The 14,821-nt window shown below is 60.9% G+C and carries 14 protein-coding genes; 9 read left to right on the top strand and 5 right to left on the bottom strand.

The window, feature by feature from the left end; translation table 11 throughout:
* Positions 1-10 precede the first annotated feature (10 nt).
* On the top strand, positions 11-1,906 hold the full coding sequence (locus tag M2360_RS14330) for a hypothetical protein (protein ID WP_280775879.1): 1,896 nt from the start codon (positions 11-13) through the stop codon (positions 1,904-1,906).
* A gap of 112 nt (positions 1,907-2,018) precedes the next feature.
* Positions 2,019-2,414: a DoxX family protein gene (locus M2360_RS14325; RefSeq protein WP_280775878.1), complete on the top strand. Its 396-nt coding sequence runs from the start codon at positions 2,019-2,021 to the stop codon at positions 2,412-2,414.
* Positions 2,415-2,464: 50 nt separating this feature from the next.
* On the opposite strand, the gene M2360_RS14320 is transcribed toward M2360_RS14325, so the two are convergent.
* Entirely contained in the window at positions 2,465-3,790 is a 1,326-nt protein-coding gene (locus M2360_RS14320; protein WP_280775877.1) for a four-carbon acid sugar kinase family protein, read from the bottom strand.
* A gap of 21 nt (positions 3,791-3,811) precedes the next feature.
* Positions 3,812-5,068 (bottom strand): 3-oxo-isoapionate-4-phosphate decarboxylase OiaX, encoded by a 1,257-nt coding sequence (oiaX, locus tag M2360_RS14315; RefSeq protein WP_280775876.1) that lies wholly within the window; start codon positions 5,066-5,068, stop codon positions 3,812-3,814.
* A 140-nt stretch (positions 5,069-5,208) separates the two neighbouring features.
* Between oiaX and M2360_RS14310 the strand changes: the two genes are divergently transcribed.
* The 6 genes from M2360_RS14310 to M2360_RS14285 all read left to right on the top strand — a co-directional run bounded on the left by M2360_RS14310 (position 5,209) and on the right by M2360_RS14285 (position 11,594).
* Positions 5,209-5,928, top strand: coding sequence for a transcriptional regulator NanR (locus M2360_RS14310; RefSeq protein WP_280775874.1), 720 nt, complete (start codon positions 5,209-5,211; stop codon positions 5,926-5,928).
* Positions 5,929-6,004: 76 nt separating this feature from the next.
* Positions 6,005-6,949, top strand: coding sequence for a LysR family transcriptional regulator (locus M2360_RS14305; RefSeq protein ID WP_280775873.1), 945 nt, complete (start codon positions 6,005-6,007; stop codon positions 6,947-6,949).
* A 292-nt stretch (positions 6,950-7,241) separates the two neighbouring features.
* Entirely contained in the window at positions 7,242-8,222 is a 981-nt protein-coding gene (locus M2360_RS14300; RefSeq protein WP_280775872.1) for an ABC transporter substrate-binding protein, read from the top strand.
* Positions 8,223-8,335: 113 nt separating this feature from the next.
* Positions 8,336-9,109 (top strand): ABC transporter permease, encoded by a 774-nt coding sequence (locus tag M2360_RS14295; protein ID WP_280775870.1) that lies wholly within the window; start codon positions 8,336-8,338, stop codon positions 9,107-9,109.
* 10 nt (positions 9,110-9,119) lie between these two features.
* Entirely contained in the window at positions 9,120-9,911 is a 792-nt protein-coding gene (locus M2360_RS14290; RefSeq protein ID WP_280775869.1) for an ABC transporter ATP-binding protein, read from the top strand.
* An 81-nt stretch (positions 9,912-9,992) separates the two neighbouring features.
* A complete protein-coding gene (locus M2360_RS14285; RefSeq protein WP_280775868.1) occupies positions 9,993-11,594 on the top strand; it encodes a GMC family oxidoreductase N-terminal domain-containing protein in 1,602 nt (533 codons plus the stop codon).
* A 4-nt stretch (positions 11,595-11,598) separates the two neighbouring features.
* On the opposite strand, the gene M2360_RS14280 is transcribed toward M2360_RS14285, so the two are convergent.
* Complete coding sequence (locus M2360_RS14280) at positions 11,599-11,838, bottom strand: WGR domain-containing protein (RefSeq protein WP_280775867.1); 240 nt, start codon at positions 11,836-11,838, stop codon at positions 11,599-11,601.
* A 90-nt stretch (positions 11,839-11,928) separates the two neighbouring features.
* Entirely contained in the window at positions 11,929-12,699 is a 771-nt protein-coding gene (locus M2360_RS14275; protein WP_280775865.1) for a TIM barrel protein, read from the bottom strand.
* Between the two features lie 379 nt (positions 12,700-13,078).
* Between M2360_RS14275 and M2360_RS14270 the strand changes: the two genes are divergently transcribed.
* Positions 13,079-14,089, top strand: a complete 1,011-nt coding sequence (locus tag M2360_RS14270; protein WP_280775864.1) for a helix-turn-helix domain-containing protein — start codon at positions 13,079-13,081, stop codon at positions 14,087-14,089.
* Between the two features lie 24 nt (positions 14,090-14,113).
* Here the strand turns inward: M2360_RS14270 and M2360_RS14265 are convergent, their stop codons facing one another.
* Positions 14,114-14,551 (bottom strand): helix-turn-helix domain-containing protein, encoded by a 438-nt coding sequence (locus M2360_RS14265; RefSeq protein WP_280775862.1) that lies wholly within the window; start codon positions 14,549-14,551, stop codon positions 14,114-14,116.
* Between the last annotated feature and the right edge of the window lie 270 nt (positions 14,552-14,821).

Below are 14,821 nucleotides of genomic sequence, written 5' to 3'. Positions count from 1 at the left end.
GGAGGAAACCATGAGCAGCCTCGATTTCCGTCTTTATGGAACTTATGAGCCGCCAGCGCCCATGCGCAGGCTGACGGCGGGGCCTCTGAGCGTCGATCTGCAGGACGGCAATCTCCGCACCATCCGCTATCGTGGCCACGAAGTCCTTCGCGCCATCGCCTTTCTGGTGCGCGACAAGGATTGGGGAACATGTGCAGCGAAGATTTCCGACCTCGCCATTCATGAAAGTGAGCCGCGTTTCCGCATCACCTATCGCGCAAGCTATTCCGCTCCCGATGGCGCAGGACTCTTCGCCGACATCGTCATAGAAGGAGAGGCGGAGCGCATTCGCTTCACGGCGAATTTTACGGCGCAAGGCGATTTCGAGACAGCCCGCGCCGGCTTCACTGTGCTGCATCCCATCGTCGGCGTCTCCGGCCAACCGGTGACGGTGGGCCATGCGGATGGATCGGTTGAGCAGGCGCATTGGCCCAGGGCGATTGATCCCTGGCAGCCTTTCAAGGAGATCGCCTCCATCACGCATAGGGTCGCGTCCGGCATTACAGCAGAGACCCGCTTCGCCGGCGATATCTTCGAGATGGAGGACCAGCGCAACTGGACCGACGGTTCCTACAAGACCTATGTCCGGCCCTTGGCGCTGCCCTGGCCCTACCGCCTCGAAAGCGGCGCGCGCCATAGCCAGAGCGTCGAACTGATCCTGTCAGCAGACGCCGCAGCGCCGGCTTTGGCGCGGTCGGATGCGCCCATCGCGCTTGCTCTGTCTCCGAAGGCTGTGCGACTGCCGGAGATCGGCGTTGGTCTGCGGCCCGACTGCGCTGAGGCCGAGGCGCGGCATCTCCCTTTGCTTGAGCAGATCGGAGCGCGCCATCTCATCGCTCATTTTGATCCGATCGCGGGTCATGGCCTTGATGCGCTCAAGCATTACGCATATGTGGCGCGGCAGACGGGGCTCAAACTCACCCTCGAATGCGCCGTCGCTTGCAAACGCCCGCTCGATGACGAGATGGCTGAACTCGCTGCGCTCATTGCGAAGGCCAATCTCCCGATCGACACGCTGTTTGTAAGCCCCTCTGTCGACCGGCAATCGACTCCCCCAGGCTCGGCATGGCCCAATTGCCCGCCTCTTGAAGACCTCTATCAGGCGGCGCGCAAGGCCTTTCCCGGCGTTCGGCTGGGCGGCGGTATGCTCTCCTACTTCACCGAACTCAACCGCAAACGCATTCCGGGTCACTCTGTCGATTACGTCAGCCATTGCACCAACCCGATCGTGCACGCGGCCGACGATCTCTCGGTGATGCAGAGTTTCGAGGCGCTGGCCGACGTCGTCGCCTCTGCGCGCGCGCTCTATGACGACAAACCCTATCGCATCGGTCCCTCGACCATCACCATGCGCCAGAACCCCTATGGTTCTGCGACCAAGGACAATCCGACGCTCTCGCGCATTCCCATGGCCAATGTAGATCCGCGCCATAACGGCCTGTTCGGCGCGGCCTTCGCGCTCGCTTACGCCGCGACCACGCTGCCGGCTGGCCTCGAACTGCTCACGCTGTCCAGCTTGGCGGGGCCATTCGGATTGATCGCCGGCGAGGGGGAACCCTGCGCAGCCGGCACGCTGCGCCCCCTCGGGCGCATCATCACAGAACTCGCCGCGCTCTCGGGGAAAACCGCATGGACGCTAACCTCCGAGACGCCGTCGGAGATCGTGGGTCTCGCCGCAGAAGGCGAGGGCCGAACAGTTCTGCTCGCGGCGAACATCACCTCCCAGAGGCGGATAGTCCGCCTCCCAAGCACCGCAAGCAGCCTCGCTCTTCTCGCCGCTGACGATCTGGAACAGGGCTTCAAGCCAGGTCCGACTTCGGACATCGTCTCCCTGCCCGCCTATGCCTGTCTCAAGGCCTTGATCTGACAGCGCAAGGGGTGTTCACGAGGAATTTATCTGGAGTTGAAGTGACAACATTTCCGAGCCATGCGAAGCCGCTGAGGCATTCTCCTCTCAGCCCAAGCAAGGCATTGAATCCATGACGCTCACCGCAAGACTGAACTCCTATTCTCCCTATATGCTCAGCATCACCCGGATCATTTCGGGTCTCATCTTCCTTGAACATGGCACCGCCAAGCTGCTCGGCTTTCCGGTGTCGCAGATGAACCCGGCGGCGTTCAGCCTCGGTTGGTGGGCCGGCGTTATCGAACTGGTCTGCGGCGCTCTCCTGACCGTCGGTTTCCTGACCCGTCCGGCCGCCTTCCTCGCTTCGGGCATGTGCGCCTTCGCCTATTTCATCGCGCATGCGCCGCAGAATTTCTTCCCGATGAACAATGGCGGCGACGCGGCGATCCTCTACTGCTTCCTGTTCCTGTATTTCGTCTTTGCAGGCGCCGGTCCGCTCAGCGTCGACGCCCAGCGCGCCAAGGCCTGATTGACTGATGATCCGAGGGGAGGGCGGCAAAACCGCCCTTTCTTCGACCGTCAGGGACGGCCGGCGCGGATCATCGAGAAGTAATCGTCGCCGCCGACCTGACCGCCCTTCAGCGCGATCTCCAATCCATCGAGATCGCCGCCATGCGCCTTGCAGAGCGGCGAGCCCGGCGTTTGCGGCAGCGGCATCGCCAGCGTCAACGCTTCGATCCCCATTTCCCCAAGCGCATGGCTGGACGTGTCGCCGCCAGCGACCACCGCGCGGGAGAGCTTGGCCTGGCCGACCAGACGCTTCTGGATCTTTCCCAGTCCCTGTCCGATCCGGTGCCGAGCGCCGTTGCGCGCGTCGATGTCACTGCCGCGATCAGCGGACGGTCCGAGCGCCGTATAGATCACCGGGCTCGCGCTGCGCGACAAGATCTCGAGACCCGCCGCCACGGCGCGGTCCATCTCACGCTCCGCTTCATCGCCGGTTAGAAGCAGCGGATCGAGCGCCACGGCTTCAAACCCTTGCGTCAGCGCATGACGGATCTGCCGCTCCGTTGTCGGCGACACCGAACCCGAGACCACCGCAATCTGCTCAACCGGCCCGACAGGCTCGAAAACCGGTTTCGGCCCAATCAGCCCCGCCTGCCGCCAGGCTTCGATCAGCGCATATTCGACGCCCGAGGAGCCGCAGACAAAACGACCGCGATCTCTCAGCGCATTCCACAGGATCTGTCCGGCGGCGGCCTGCGTGCCCCCATCCAGCACATCGACCAGCAGAATGGCGGGATCATCCGCGAGCGCGGCTTCCAGCGCGCCAGCGACGTCGGCACCGGTCAAGGACACGCAATCGAGCAGCGCAGTCGACAGTGACGTCTGGCGCGACAGATGCAGGAGAAGATCCGCCTCGTCCATCGGCGTCACCGGATGCCGGCTCATCACCGGATGGCGATCGATACGGAAATTCTTGCCCTGATAGGCGGCGAAAAGCTGGCCGAATGCAGTGTAACGACGGATCTGCGGCGCGCCGACAAGGAGACTGGTGGTTCGATTTCCAAATATACGCGCGCCGATCTCGATGGCCCGACCGATGCTGCCAATCTCAGGGCGGGAGTCGAAGGTCGAGCAGACCTTATAGTGGCAGAGTTCGGCGTCGAGCCCGGCGAGCCACGCAAAGGCCTCAGCAAGATGGACATCCATCCAGTCAGGGCTTTCGCTGCGGCTTGTGCCAGCAAGCCCGACGGCGCGGGCGTCGCGAAACCGCTCAGCTGTCACCGCGCTTGGACGCTTCAGATAGAGGACGGTGTCGACGCCATTGGACGCAAGCGCCTCCATCACATCGGTCGAGCCGGTGAAATCGTCGCCGTAATAGCTGATCAGGGGGCGGGTCATATCATGCTCCGGGAAGGTTTGTCAGGCGGCCTTGCCGTCAGCGAATTTCTCGATCGAGCGGGCGAGTTCGGGGTGATCCCGTGCGTAATCCTCGAGCGGAACGCCCGCCACCGCCGCCTCCCAGGCCTGCCGGACGGCCTTGACGCCCGCGCCCGGCCCATCGGGATGGCTGACGATGCCGCCGCCGCAGAGATAAAGAAGATCGGTCGAACCGCCGGTCGCCTTGAGCGTATCCGGCGCCTGGCCGCCCCATTGGCCCGAGCCGATCACAGGCAAGGGACAATCGGAGGGGTCGAACATCGGCGTCGACACCGCCTTGTAGGAGCGCACGAAACTCTCGTCCGGCTCCCAATATTTGACGCGGATGCCGTTGATCTGGAACTGGTCGACGCCGAGCAGGCGCCAGAACTGTTGCCAGACGGAAAACTCAAAGCCGATGCCGGCGTGACGGGTGAGAACATCCCAGCCATTGCGATGGGCGTGCAGCACGAGCCCTGACCGCTTGCGCAGAAAACTCATGCCACTGAACCCGATCGAATTGATGTTGACCACGGCGCAATTGCCGCCAGCCTTGAGCACCAGATCATGATTGCGCATCATTTCATCGGGATCGGCATGCGAGATGCCGAAGGCGTACATCACTTTCTTGGCGGTCTTCTGCTCGTGGTCGAGTATCCTCGGCATGATCGCCGCCACCCGTTCCGACAACGGCGAATAGGCCGGGCTCATCAGCTTCTCGTCGTCCTTGATGAAATCGACGCCGGCCTCGATCAGTTCGCCGACCATCTCCGCCGTCTCATGCGGGCGAAGGCCGAGCGCAGGCTTGACGATGGTGCCGATAATGGGCCTGTCCACGACGCCCGTCAGTGTCCGGCTGCCCGCGACGCCGAATTGCGGGCCGGGATGGGCCGTGCGGAACGCGTCGGGCAGTTTGAGATCGACGATGCGGATGCCGGTCATGCCCTTGATCGAAAAGACGCCGCCGATGCAGATCGTCATCAGCGCCGAGAGATCAGTCCCCACCGCGTCCATCGGAAAGTCGATATCGATATCGGCGCGATGAAACAGACTTGCGCCGCCGCCTTCATCAGGAAAAGACGGCGTGTCGGTCGGGGGCAGGGGTCGGATATCGACGACCCGGGCTGCGACCCGCGCCTTGAGCTCTTCCGTCTCGCCGGGCAGCGCCACGAATGTGCCGGTGGATTGGTCGCTGGCGATCTTGGCGGCCATTTTTTCAATGGAGCCGGCCGTTTCAATACGATAGGTGACCCTGATCACGGCGCTCCTCCCCGAGCATTCGCGTTGCGGATGGAAGACAACTGGTATAATGAGTATCACTGTCATGCAAGTGCCCGGCGACGGTTTTCTTGCTTCGCGCAATCGTGCATAAGATCAGCGGCGAAACAGAAGGTAACGCGATGACCATCCTCTCCGAACCGATCGTGCGACGGAAGCTATCCGACGAAGTGTTCCTGAGATTGCGGGCGCTGATCGAGACGGGCGAACTCAAGGCCGGCGACGAAATGCCGTCGGAACGAACGCTGATGGAGCGGTTCGGCGTTGGCAGGCCGGCGATCCGCGAAGCGATGCAGGCGCTCGCCGGCAAAGGGCTGGTGGAAATTTCGCATGGCGAACGCGCCCGGGTATTGAAGGTCACGGCGCAATCGCTGCTGAGGCAGGTGGATTTGCCGGCCAAGGTCATGCTGGCGGGATCCTCGGACTCGCTCGAACATCTGAAAAGCGCCCGCATCTTCTTCGAGCGCGGCATGGTGCGGGAAGCCGCCGAAAAGGCCACAGACGACCAGATTCGTGAACTCAAGACAAAGCTCGAAAAGCAGAAGGCGCAACTCGGCGATTCCGAAGGCTTCATCGGAGCCGACATGGAATTCCATACGGCCATCGCCCGCATCTCCGGCAATCCGATTTTCGAGGCGGTCAGCGAGGCCATGCTCGGCTGGCTCAAGGCCTATCACACGGAAATGCTGATCTGGACCGGCAAGGAGAATTTCACGCTGGCCGAGCACGAGGACATCATCGCCGCGATCGAGGCCCATGATCCCGAAGCGGCCGAAAACGCCATGATCAAGCATCTGGAGCGATCCCGCGCGCTATACGCCCTCAAGAACGGTCTGGGCTGAAGCGCCTTCGGATGCTAATGTCGACTGGACGGACACGCCGGACAGGCGAGACTGACAATAACCGGATGTCCCCTGCATGCGCTTCACGTTGAGACAGCTCGAATATTTCATCGCTGCAGGCGAAACCGGCAGCATCGCGCAGGCGTCGGACCGCATCAATATCTCCTCTCCGTCGATCTCGACGGCCATTTCGCAACTGGAGCAGGAACTCGGGGTCCAGCTCTTCGTGCGTCACCACGCACAGGGCCTGTCGCTAACGCCCGCTGGCCGCGTCATGCTGGCGGAGGCCAAACGCCTGATCGAACAGGCTGAAGCGCTTTATTCGGCGGCGACGGCGACTTCGGAAGAGGTGAGGGGACAACTCAATGTCGGCTGCCTCACCACGCTCGCGCCGATGATCCTGCCGGAATTGTCGCTTTCCTTCATGTCGGCCTTTCCCAAGGCGTCGATCCGTCCCTTCGCCGATCACCAGGAAACGTTGCTGTCGGGCCTCCACAAGGCAACGATCGATGTCGCCATCACCTATGACCTGCAGATCCCGCTGGACATAGATTTCACGCCGCTCGTCGACCTCCCCGTTCATGCGCTGTTCGGGGAAACGCATCCGCTCGCTCGGAATTCCGCCGTGACGCTGCAGGAACTCATCGAACTGCCGCTGATCCTGCTCGACATGCCGATCTCCACTGAATATTTCATGGCGCTCTTCCTCAAGGAAGGCCTGCAGCCGACGATCGGCTTCCGCTTCTCGCAGCCGGATGTGATCAGGACCATGGTCGCCAATGGCTACGGCTATACGCTTGCCAATGTCACCTCGCGCTCGGACCAGGCGCTGGATGGCCGCAGGGTGACGCGGGTGCGACTGGCTGGCGATCACAGGCCCATGACCATCGGCGTCGCCACTCTCAAGCAATTGCGCAAATCGCGTTTGCTCGCCGCCTTCAGCGCCCATGCCCGGGCATTTATTTCCGACTCCTATATTCCGGGAATGGTGGCGCCGGCCATGGGACAGAAACGCCGCTGAACTGGCGAAAAACCATGGCAGAGACCGGAAATATGCAGACGCCCAAAGCTTAGGCGACGCCTGCGCGTATTTTAATCGACGCAGACGAACGCTCACGAAAAAAGCTGTTGATTAGGCTGACCCTAATCAATTTCGTCAGAAAAGTTTATTTTTCCAAATGACCGATCCGTGCTTACTTGTATAGGCAACGACAAAAGACGCCGGTCCGATGCGGTTTTGGGATCTCTCCTGCCCCAGAAAATCCATCGTCAGCCAGGACGTCGAGAACGAACCACAGACAAGGGAACGTCACATGAAATCTCTTTCTCGCCTGTTCAAGACTTCGCTGGCCGCTGGCGTCGCGCTTCTCGCGGCCAGCACAGCCGAAGCCGGAACCATGAAGCTCGGCATGACCACCTGGGTGGGCTACGGCCCGCTGTTTCTGGCCCGCGACCTCGGCTATTTCAAGGAAAAGGGCCTTGAAGTCGATCTTCAGATCGTCGAGGACCATGCGCTCGCCATGGCTGCGGAAGCCTCCGGCGAACTGGATGGCGACGCCGGCACGATCGACGAGACGCTGCAATATCGCACCAAGGAATTCTGCTTCAAGACGGTCTACGCGCTTGACGACAGCCATGGCGGCGACGGCATGCTGACGCCCACCAGCGTCAATTCCATCAAGGAGTTGAAGGGCATGGAAATCGGCCTGAACGAAGGCTCGGTCTCGCAGTTCTGGTTCAACATCCTGCTCAAGCGCGAAGGCATGACGGAAGCCGACGTCAAGGTTACCAACATGACCGCCGACGACGCCGCCGCCGCCTTCATGGCCGACCGCATCCCGGTCGCCGTCACCTGGGAACCGCATCTGACGCTGGCCAAAAAGGCCAACAAGGGCAAGGTTTTGATCGATTCGTCCAAAACCCCCGGCGTGATCGTCGACGTGCTGTCGCTGCGCTGCGATTATATCGAAAAGCACCCGGAAGACGTCAAAGCGCTGGTCGAAGGCCTCTACAAGGCCAATGAATATATCAAGACCAACAAGGAAGAGGCCTACGCCATCATGGCCAAGGGCGTCGGCGGCTGGCTGTCCGATCCCAAGGATTTCGCCGATTCCGCCGCTGGCGTGAACTTCTACGGCAAGGACGAAAATGCCCGCTTCTTCAAGGGCGGCGCAGATAGCGAGGCCGGAACGCTGATCAAGCTCGGCAACGAGATCTGGGGCAGCTTCGGCAAGGTCAAGATGGACGCCAAGTTCGAAGACGTGGTCGACGCACAGTTCCTCGACATCAAGTAACGCTCGACTCTCCGCCGGGCGGCCCAGCCGCCCGGTCCGTATACGCGCCTCCGCCTTCCATCGGGGCAGGAGCTGGAGTACTGATTTTGTCTCAACGTTCTCTCCTAAAAGACATGGCGTCGCCTTTTCGCGCTATTCCGCCGTCGCTGACTGCGGGCCTTGGCGTGCTGATCTGGGTGCTGGTCATCGGCTTCTGGATCGCGGTGACCTGGTCCGGTTACGTGCCCGAAATGTTTCTGCCGAGCCCCGGCCATGTTGTAGAAACAACGGTGAAATTCGCCCAGAATGGCCAGTTGTGGGAGCATACGTCGTCGAGCCTCAAGGTCGTGCTCCTGGGTTTTGTGGTGTCCTCCGTTTTCGCCGTTCCGCTGGGCCTCCTGATGGGCTCTTATCGCGTCGTGCAAGGACTGTTTGATCCGCTCGTCAATTTCATCCGCTATCTCCCGGTCACGTCTTTCGTGCCGCTGTTCATCCTTTGGATCGGCATCGGCATTGAGCAAAAAATGGCCGTGATCTTCTTCGGCATCTTCTTCCAGCAATTGGTGATGATCGCCGACGCCGCCCATTCCGTGCCGCGCGACCTGATCAACGCCGCCTATACGCTTGGAACGCGACGGATCGAGACCGTGTTCCACATCGTTCTGCCGGCGACCCTGCCCAACATTCTCGACGTTTTGCGCGTCACCATGGGCTGGGCCTGGACCTATCTCGTGGTCGCCGAACTCGTCGCCGCCCGCGCCGGCCTCGGCTATATCTCACTGAAGGCCGCCCGCGGCTTCCAGGTCGACGTGATCTTCATGGCGATCGCCATGATCGGTCTTCTGGGCCTCCTCACCGACAAAATCTTCCGCATCGTTCGCCGCTATATGGCGCCCTGGGCCAATTGAGAGGCGCCGCATGTCCAAACTCGATTACAATTCATCGGATATTTCCGTCTCTCATGTCCAGTTGCGCTACGGCGCCGGCAACAAGGCGGTCCTAGCCCTCAACGACATCTCCCTGCATGTGGAAAAGAACGAGTTCTGCGTCATCGTCGGCCCGTCCGGTTGCGGAAAGTCGAGCCTTCTCTATCTCATCGCTGGTCTTGAAGACCGGACGGGCGGCGAGATCACCGTCGGCGGCCGCACCGTCACCGAACCGGGTCCCGATCGCGGCATGGTGTTTCAGGGCTACACGCTGTTTCCCTGGCTGACCGTGGCCCAGAATGTCGAATACGGGCCTAAGCGCAAGGGTATCAACCCAGCCACCCGCAAAGACCTGGTCGATCACTATCTCGCCGAGGTGGGCCTGTCGAAATTCGCCAACCACTATCCGTCGCAATTGTCCGGCGGCATGAAGCAGCGGGTCGCCATCGCCCGCGCGCTCGCCAATGATCCGGAAGTGCTGCTGATGGACGAGCCCTTCGGCGCGCTCGACAGCCAGACACGCCATCAGATGCAGAAATTGCTGCTCAGGGTCTGGGAAGCGACCAAGAAAACCGTACTGTTCGTCACCCATGACATCGACGAGGCGATCCTGCTTGCCGACCGGGTGCTGGTGATGTCCGGGCGGCCTGGCCTGATCAAGAAGGAAATCAAGGTCACGATTCCCAGGCCGCGCTCTGCCGACATCGTGCTGGAGCCGGAATTTATCGCCATGAAGCGGGAGATCCTGGAACTCCTGCGCAATGACGAGGACGACGCTCACTAAAGGCGTCGTCGACATTCAAAACGACATGCAGAGACCAGTCTCGCGCCGGCGCAGGCCGCGCGACAGCGTGGAGATATGCGCATGGACAGACTCGAATTCGACTATGTGATCGTCGGCGCGGGCTCGGCTGGCTGCGTGCTCGCCAACCGGCTGAGCGCGGATCCGACGAAAACCGTCTGCCTGATCGAAGGCGGCGGCTCGGACGCCAGTCTGCGCGTCAAGGTTCCCGCTGGCATTCTCTCGCTCTATGGCAATCCGCGCTTCGACTACGGCTATACGGGCGTTCCGCAAAGCGAAATGAATGGCCGGCGCATTCCCGTCAATCGCGGCAAGGCGCTGGGCGGCTCCTCGACGATCAATTCGATGATTTATATCCGCGGCGCGCGGGAGGATTACGACGAATGGGCATCGCTCGGCTGCAAGGGCTGGGGTTATGACGATGTGCTGCCAGTGTTCAAAAGCTTCGAACGCAACCTGATCGGCCAAGACGCGGCCTATCACGGCTTCGACGGCGAACTCCTGGTTGACCGGCCGCGCGATCCCAATGTCGTAGCGCGCCTGTTTGTCGAGGCCGGCAAGCAGGCCGGACTGCCTGAGAACGGTGATTTCAACGGCCAAAGCCAATTTGGCGTCGGCGTCTACAATGTGACCCAAGACAAAGGCAGCCGCTTCTCCGCGCATACCGCTTTCGTGAAGCCGATCGCGGGCAGGGCGAACTTGCATGTCCTCACCGAAACCGAGGTCATCGATCTCGACATCGATGGCGACAAGGCCACGGCTGTTAATGTCGTGCGCAATGGAATTGCGCATAAGATAGTTGCGCGCGGCGAAATCATCCTGTCGGCGGGGGCGATCGGCAGCCCGCGCATCCTGCTGGCCTCGGGCATGGGCCCCGCAACTGAACTCGCCGCCGCAGGCGTCGAGGTCAAGCTGAATATTCCAGGCGTCGGCAAGAATTTGCGCGATCATATCGACGGCATGATCACCGTGCGCTCCAAAAGCCTCAAGACGCTCGGCCTTTCGCTCGGCAATCTGCCGGCGATCCTCGCAAGCCCGATAGATTATCTCCTGCGCCGCAAGGGCATGCTGACCACCAACTATGTCGAGGCCGGCGGCTTCGCCAAGACCCGGCTCTCGACTGGGCTGCCGGACATCCAGTTCCATTTCGTGCCGGGCTATCGCAGCCATCGTGGCCGGCTCGTCGAATATGGCCATGGATTTGCCGTGCATACCTGCGTTCTCAGGCCGAAAAGCATCGGCGAACTCACGCTCTCCGCCGATGGAACGCGTCGTAACGCCTTGATAGACCACCGCTTCTTCAGCCGATCGGAGGATCTCGACACGCTGATCGAAGGCATCAAGGTGGCGCGCTCGATCTTCTCACAGGCAGCCCTTTCCCAACTCAAGGGAACAGAAATTCTCCCGGGTCCGGATGTCCAGACCGACGATGAAATTCGCGCCTATCTCCGCGCCGAAGCGCTTACGGTCTATCACCCGGTGGGCACGGTGAAGATGGGCGTCGACGACATGGCCGTCGTCGATCCCGAAACATTGAAGGTGAGGGGCCTTTCCAATCTGCGCGTCGCCGACGCCTCGATCATGCCGACGCTGATCGGCGGCAACACCAATGCGCCCTCGATGATGATCGGCGACAAATGCGCCAGGATGATCTGCGCCGCTTGACATTTTAGCCGTAGCCGCGCCGCCTCTTGATCCGCTCCAATCGCGCCCAAGCGCGGACGGCGTCGTCTTGCGAGGCGAAGGTCTCGATCTTTTTCTGGCCTTCGCCGCCAATCCGGCCCCATTGGCGGATGAGCGAGATTTCGCCGAACAAGGTCGGCTGCAGGCTGAGGAGATAGAAGCGGGCCATGTTGCGGGCGGCATCGATCCGGCGAAGGCGCAAGGGGGTTGAGAAAGAACCTGTCATGGCGCGATTCTTCCAGCCGCGCCGGCGAACGTCCAACGACTTTGCTGAATCGATCCGCACGGATCGATTCACGGATGTGATGGATGGGGATCAGCGATAGCGGTCAAGCCAGTGCAGCCCGGCGATTGTGTCCGCTATCGGCCGGTATTCGCAACCCACAAAGCCCTCATAACCGAGCGCATCGAGTTCAGCGAAAATTCTGGCGTCGTCGAGTTCGCCGCTGCCTGGTTCTCCACGATGCGGAACCGCCGCTGTCTGGACATGACCGACCAGGGGAAACAGCGACCTCAGCCCGGTCAACACGTCGCCATGCAGGATCTGGCGGTGATAGATATCGAATTGCAGCCTGAGGCAGGAATGGCCGAGCCGATCGATCAGCTCGGCAGCGTCATTGAAATTATTGAGATAATAGCCGGGCATATCGCGTGGATTGAGCGGCTCGATCAGGATTTCGGCGCCGATTTCACCGGCCGCGTCGGCCGCTTTCAAGAGATTGTCGCGATAGACGCGGGCCGCAACAGGATCAGGGCGTTCGGCGATACCGGCCATGCAATGCAGCCTCTTGACCCCGAGCGCGCGGGCATAGGTCAGAGCAAGACTTAGCGACGCGTTGAATTCATCCTGCCGACGCGGATCAACCGCAAGCCCCCGATCGCCGGCGCTCCAGACTCCCGGCGGCATATTGAAAAGCGCCACGGGCAAGCCGGCCTGCTGAACCCAGTCGGCAACGCGCTCCGGCTTGTGGTCATAGGGAAACAGAAACTCCACCGCCTCGAACCCGGCCTCCGCCGCCGCGGCAAAGCGCGCCTCGAATGGCAATTCGGTGAACAGCATGGTGAGATTGGCGGCGAAACGTGGCATCAGGGCTCCATGGCGGATGATGGACTTATCATCGCATCAATCTTTTCTGCAATCTTCCAGACATCCTTCAGACGTGGGGAGCGCGACATCCCAACTTTGCAGAAACAGGACAATTCAACTTTGCGGCTACATACGAAAAGTCGATAATCATAATTATGGAACTAGCTATTCTCATGACAAGGGCGCGCGGCGTATATCTGATATTTCCATGGTCCGCTCAGCGCCGCCAGGCCGACATCGACGCGATGCCGCACAGAGCGAATTTTCCATATGGACAAAACGTATAGCGCAAGAAACCATAATCGCTGTCGCTGATAGACATATTGATGAGCTTAGACATAAATGCGCGGCACGCAAAGCCGTGCCAACCGGATCCAGAATGACCATACCGCGTTCCTTTTTCGACACACGCAAACTGCCGGCGGGCCCAGCCTGGGACCTTTGGCATGATCAGATCAGCGTGATTTTCGACTCTCGTCCTCACAAGCGCATCGAAGAAGGCTTCTTCGCATCTGTGGACGCCTGGCTGGTCGGTGAAGTCGGAATCGGACACATCCACGGCGGCGGCCAGCGTTTCGATCGGTCGCGCAAGAAGATCGCCAAAGACGCGATGGATGGCTATGTCCTGCAATTCTACCTTCAGGGACAGAGCGAAGGACGCGTCAGCGGCCAGACGGCCAAGCCGGGCGATCTCTACCTGATCGACATGGCGCAAGCCTTGGCGACCACCACAACCGATCATGAGCAGATCAGTTTCGCGCTGCCGCGGCGCATGCTCGCGCCATTCCTGAAAATGCCGGACAATTGCCATGAACTGGTGATCCCCGGCCAGCAGCCGCTGGTCACATTGCTGCGCGACGCCATGGTGAGCTATACGCGCAATCTCGACCGGATGCGGGCCGATGACGCGGAAGCCGCGCTCAAGCCTTTGGTCGATCTGACCGCCGTGGCGATCAATTCGGAACTGTCCGAGGAAAAGGCGGAAGCCGTGAATCTGATGCTGACCGCCAGCATCAGACGACATATCGAGGCCAATCTGCTGGATCCGGACCTATCGGCTGAAACGGTCGCCGGCAGCTTCGGCCTATCTCGTCGTTCTCTTTACCGATTGTTCGAGCGGTTCGGCGGCTTCCAATCGTATGTGCATGAGCGACGGCTGCGGCGCGCCTGGGAAGCGTTGCGGGCCGCGGACCAGCGCCATCTGCCCATTTCCGCCATCGCAGACAGTCACGGCTTCGCCAATCCGGAAAATTTCACCCGCGCCTTTCGCCGCCTGTTCGGCATGACGCCGCGAGAAGTGCGTCATCTCTCGGCCTCCGACATGGAGCGAGCGATGGCGGCGACCCCGCAAGCGATGTGGTCGCAATGGGTCGCCAAGATCGGCAGCTGAAATTCAGGGGCTTGCTTCCCGCCCTCAGGCGCTGAGTCTCGCCGGTTCGTTTGACGTCAGGGCCGCCAGCCGGGCATGACGACGGGGTGGGACGCCGAAGCGTTCGCGATAGGCGGCGATGAGATTGTTGGCATGGCCGTAGCCGATCAGAAACGCGATCTGCTTGAGCGGCATTTCTGTCTCACCGAGCAGCCTGCGCGCGGTTCTCAACCGGCTCTCGCGCAGATAGCCGAAGATCGTGCTGCCAAACTGCTCGCGAAATCCTTGCGTCAACCGCCGCTGGCTGAGCCCGACCATCTCCGCCAAGTCCCCAAGGCTGAGCGGATCGGACAAATTCTGTTCGATCAAAACGCCGGCGCGTCGCACCGCCTCCCGCTCCTTGGCGGTCAACGGACGGGAACCGTCTCCATCGTCATGTAAGCGCGCATTAACATGCGTATTCTGCTCTTTCACGCTGGCCATATGCATCTCGAAATCTTCCCCGCTTGCCTCGAGCGTCGGCGCCGCTGGCCGACAATTTCTTGAGCAAGACCATGGAGATCTCAGTAAGTCCCTGCAATGGTTAGGTTTTGAATACCCGCCAATCAGTCAGACGGTGCCTGGGAACCGGCAAATAGTGCCATGATTTAGCAGTGAATAATGTTCGCGTCCCAGAATGAGCGGCGCCGATCCAAGCGCCGCCCCAAAAATCGATTGTTGTCATCAAGCTTATTTCGAAGCGGAGCACAGGCG

The organism is Rhizobium sp. SG_E_25_P2, assembly GCF_029892285.1.
GTDB lineage: Bacteria > Pseudomonadota > Alphaproteobacteria > Rhizobiales > Rhizobiaceae > Rhizobium_E.
The sequence above is the reverse complement of the archived record's forward strand: the minus strand, read 5'-3'. Positions and strand labels throughout refer to the sequence as shown.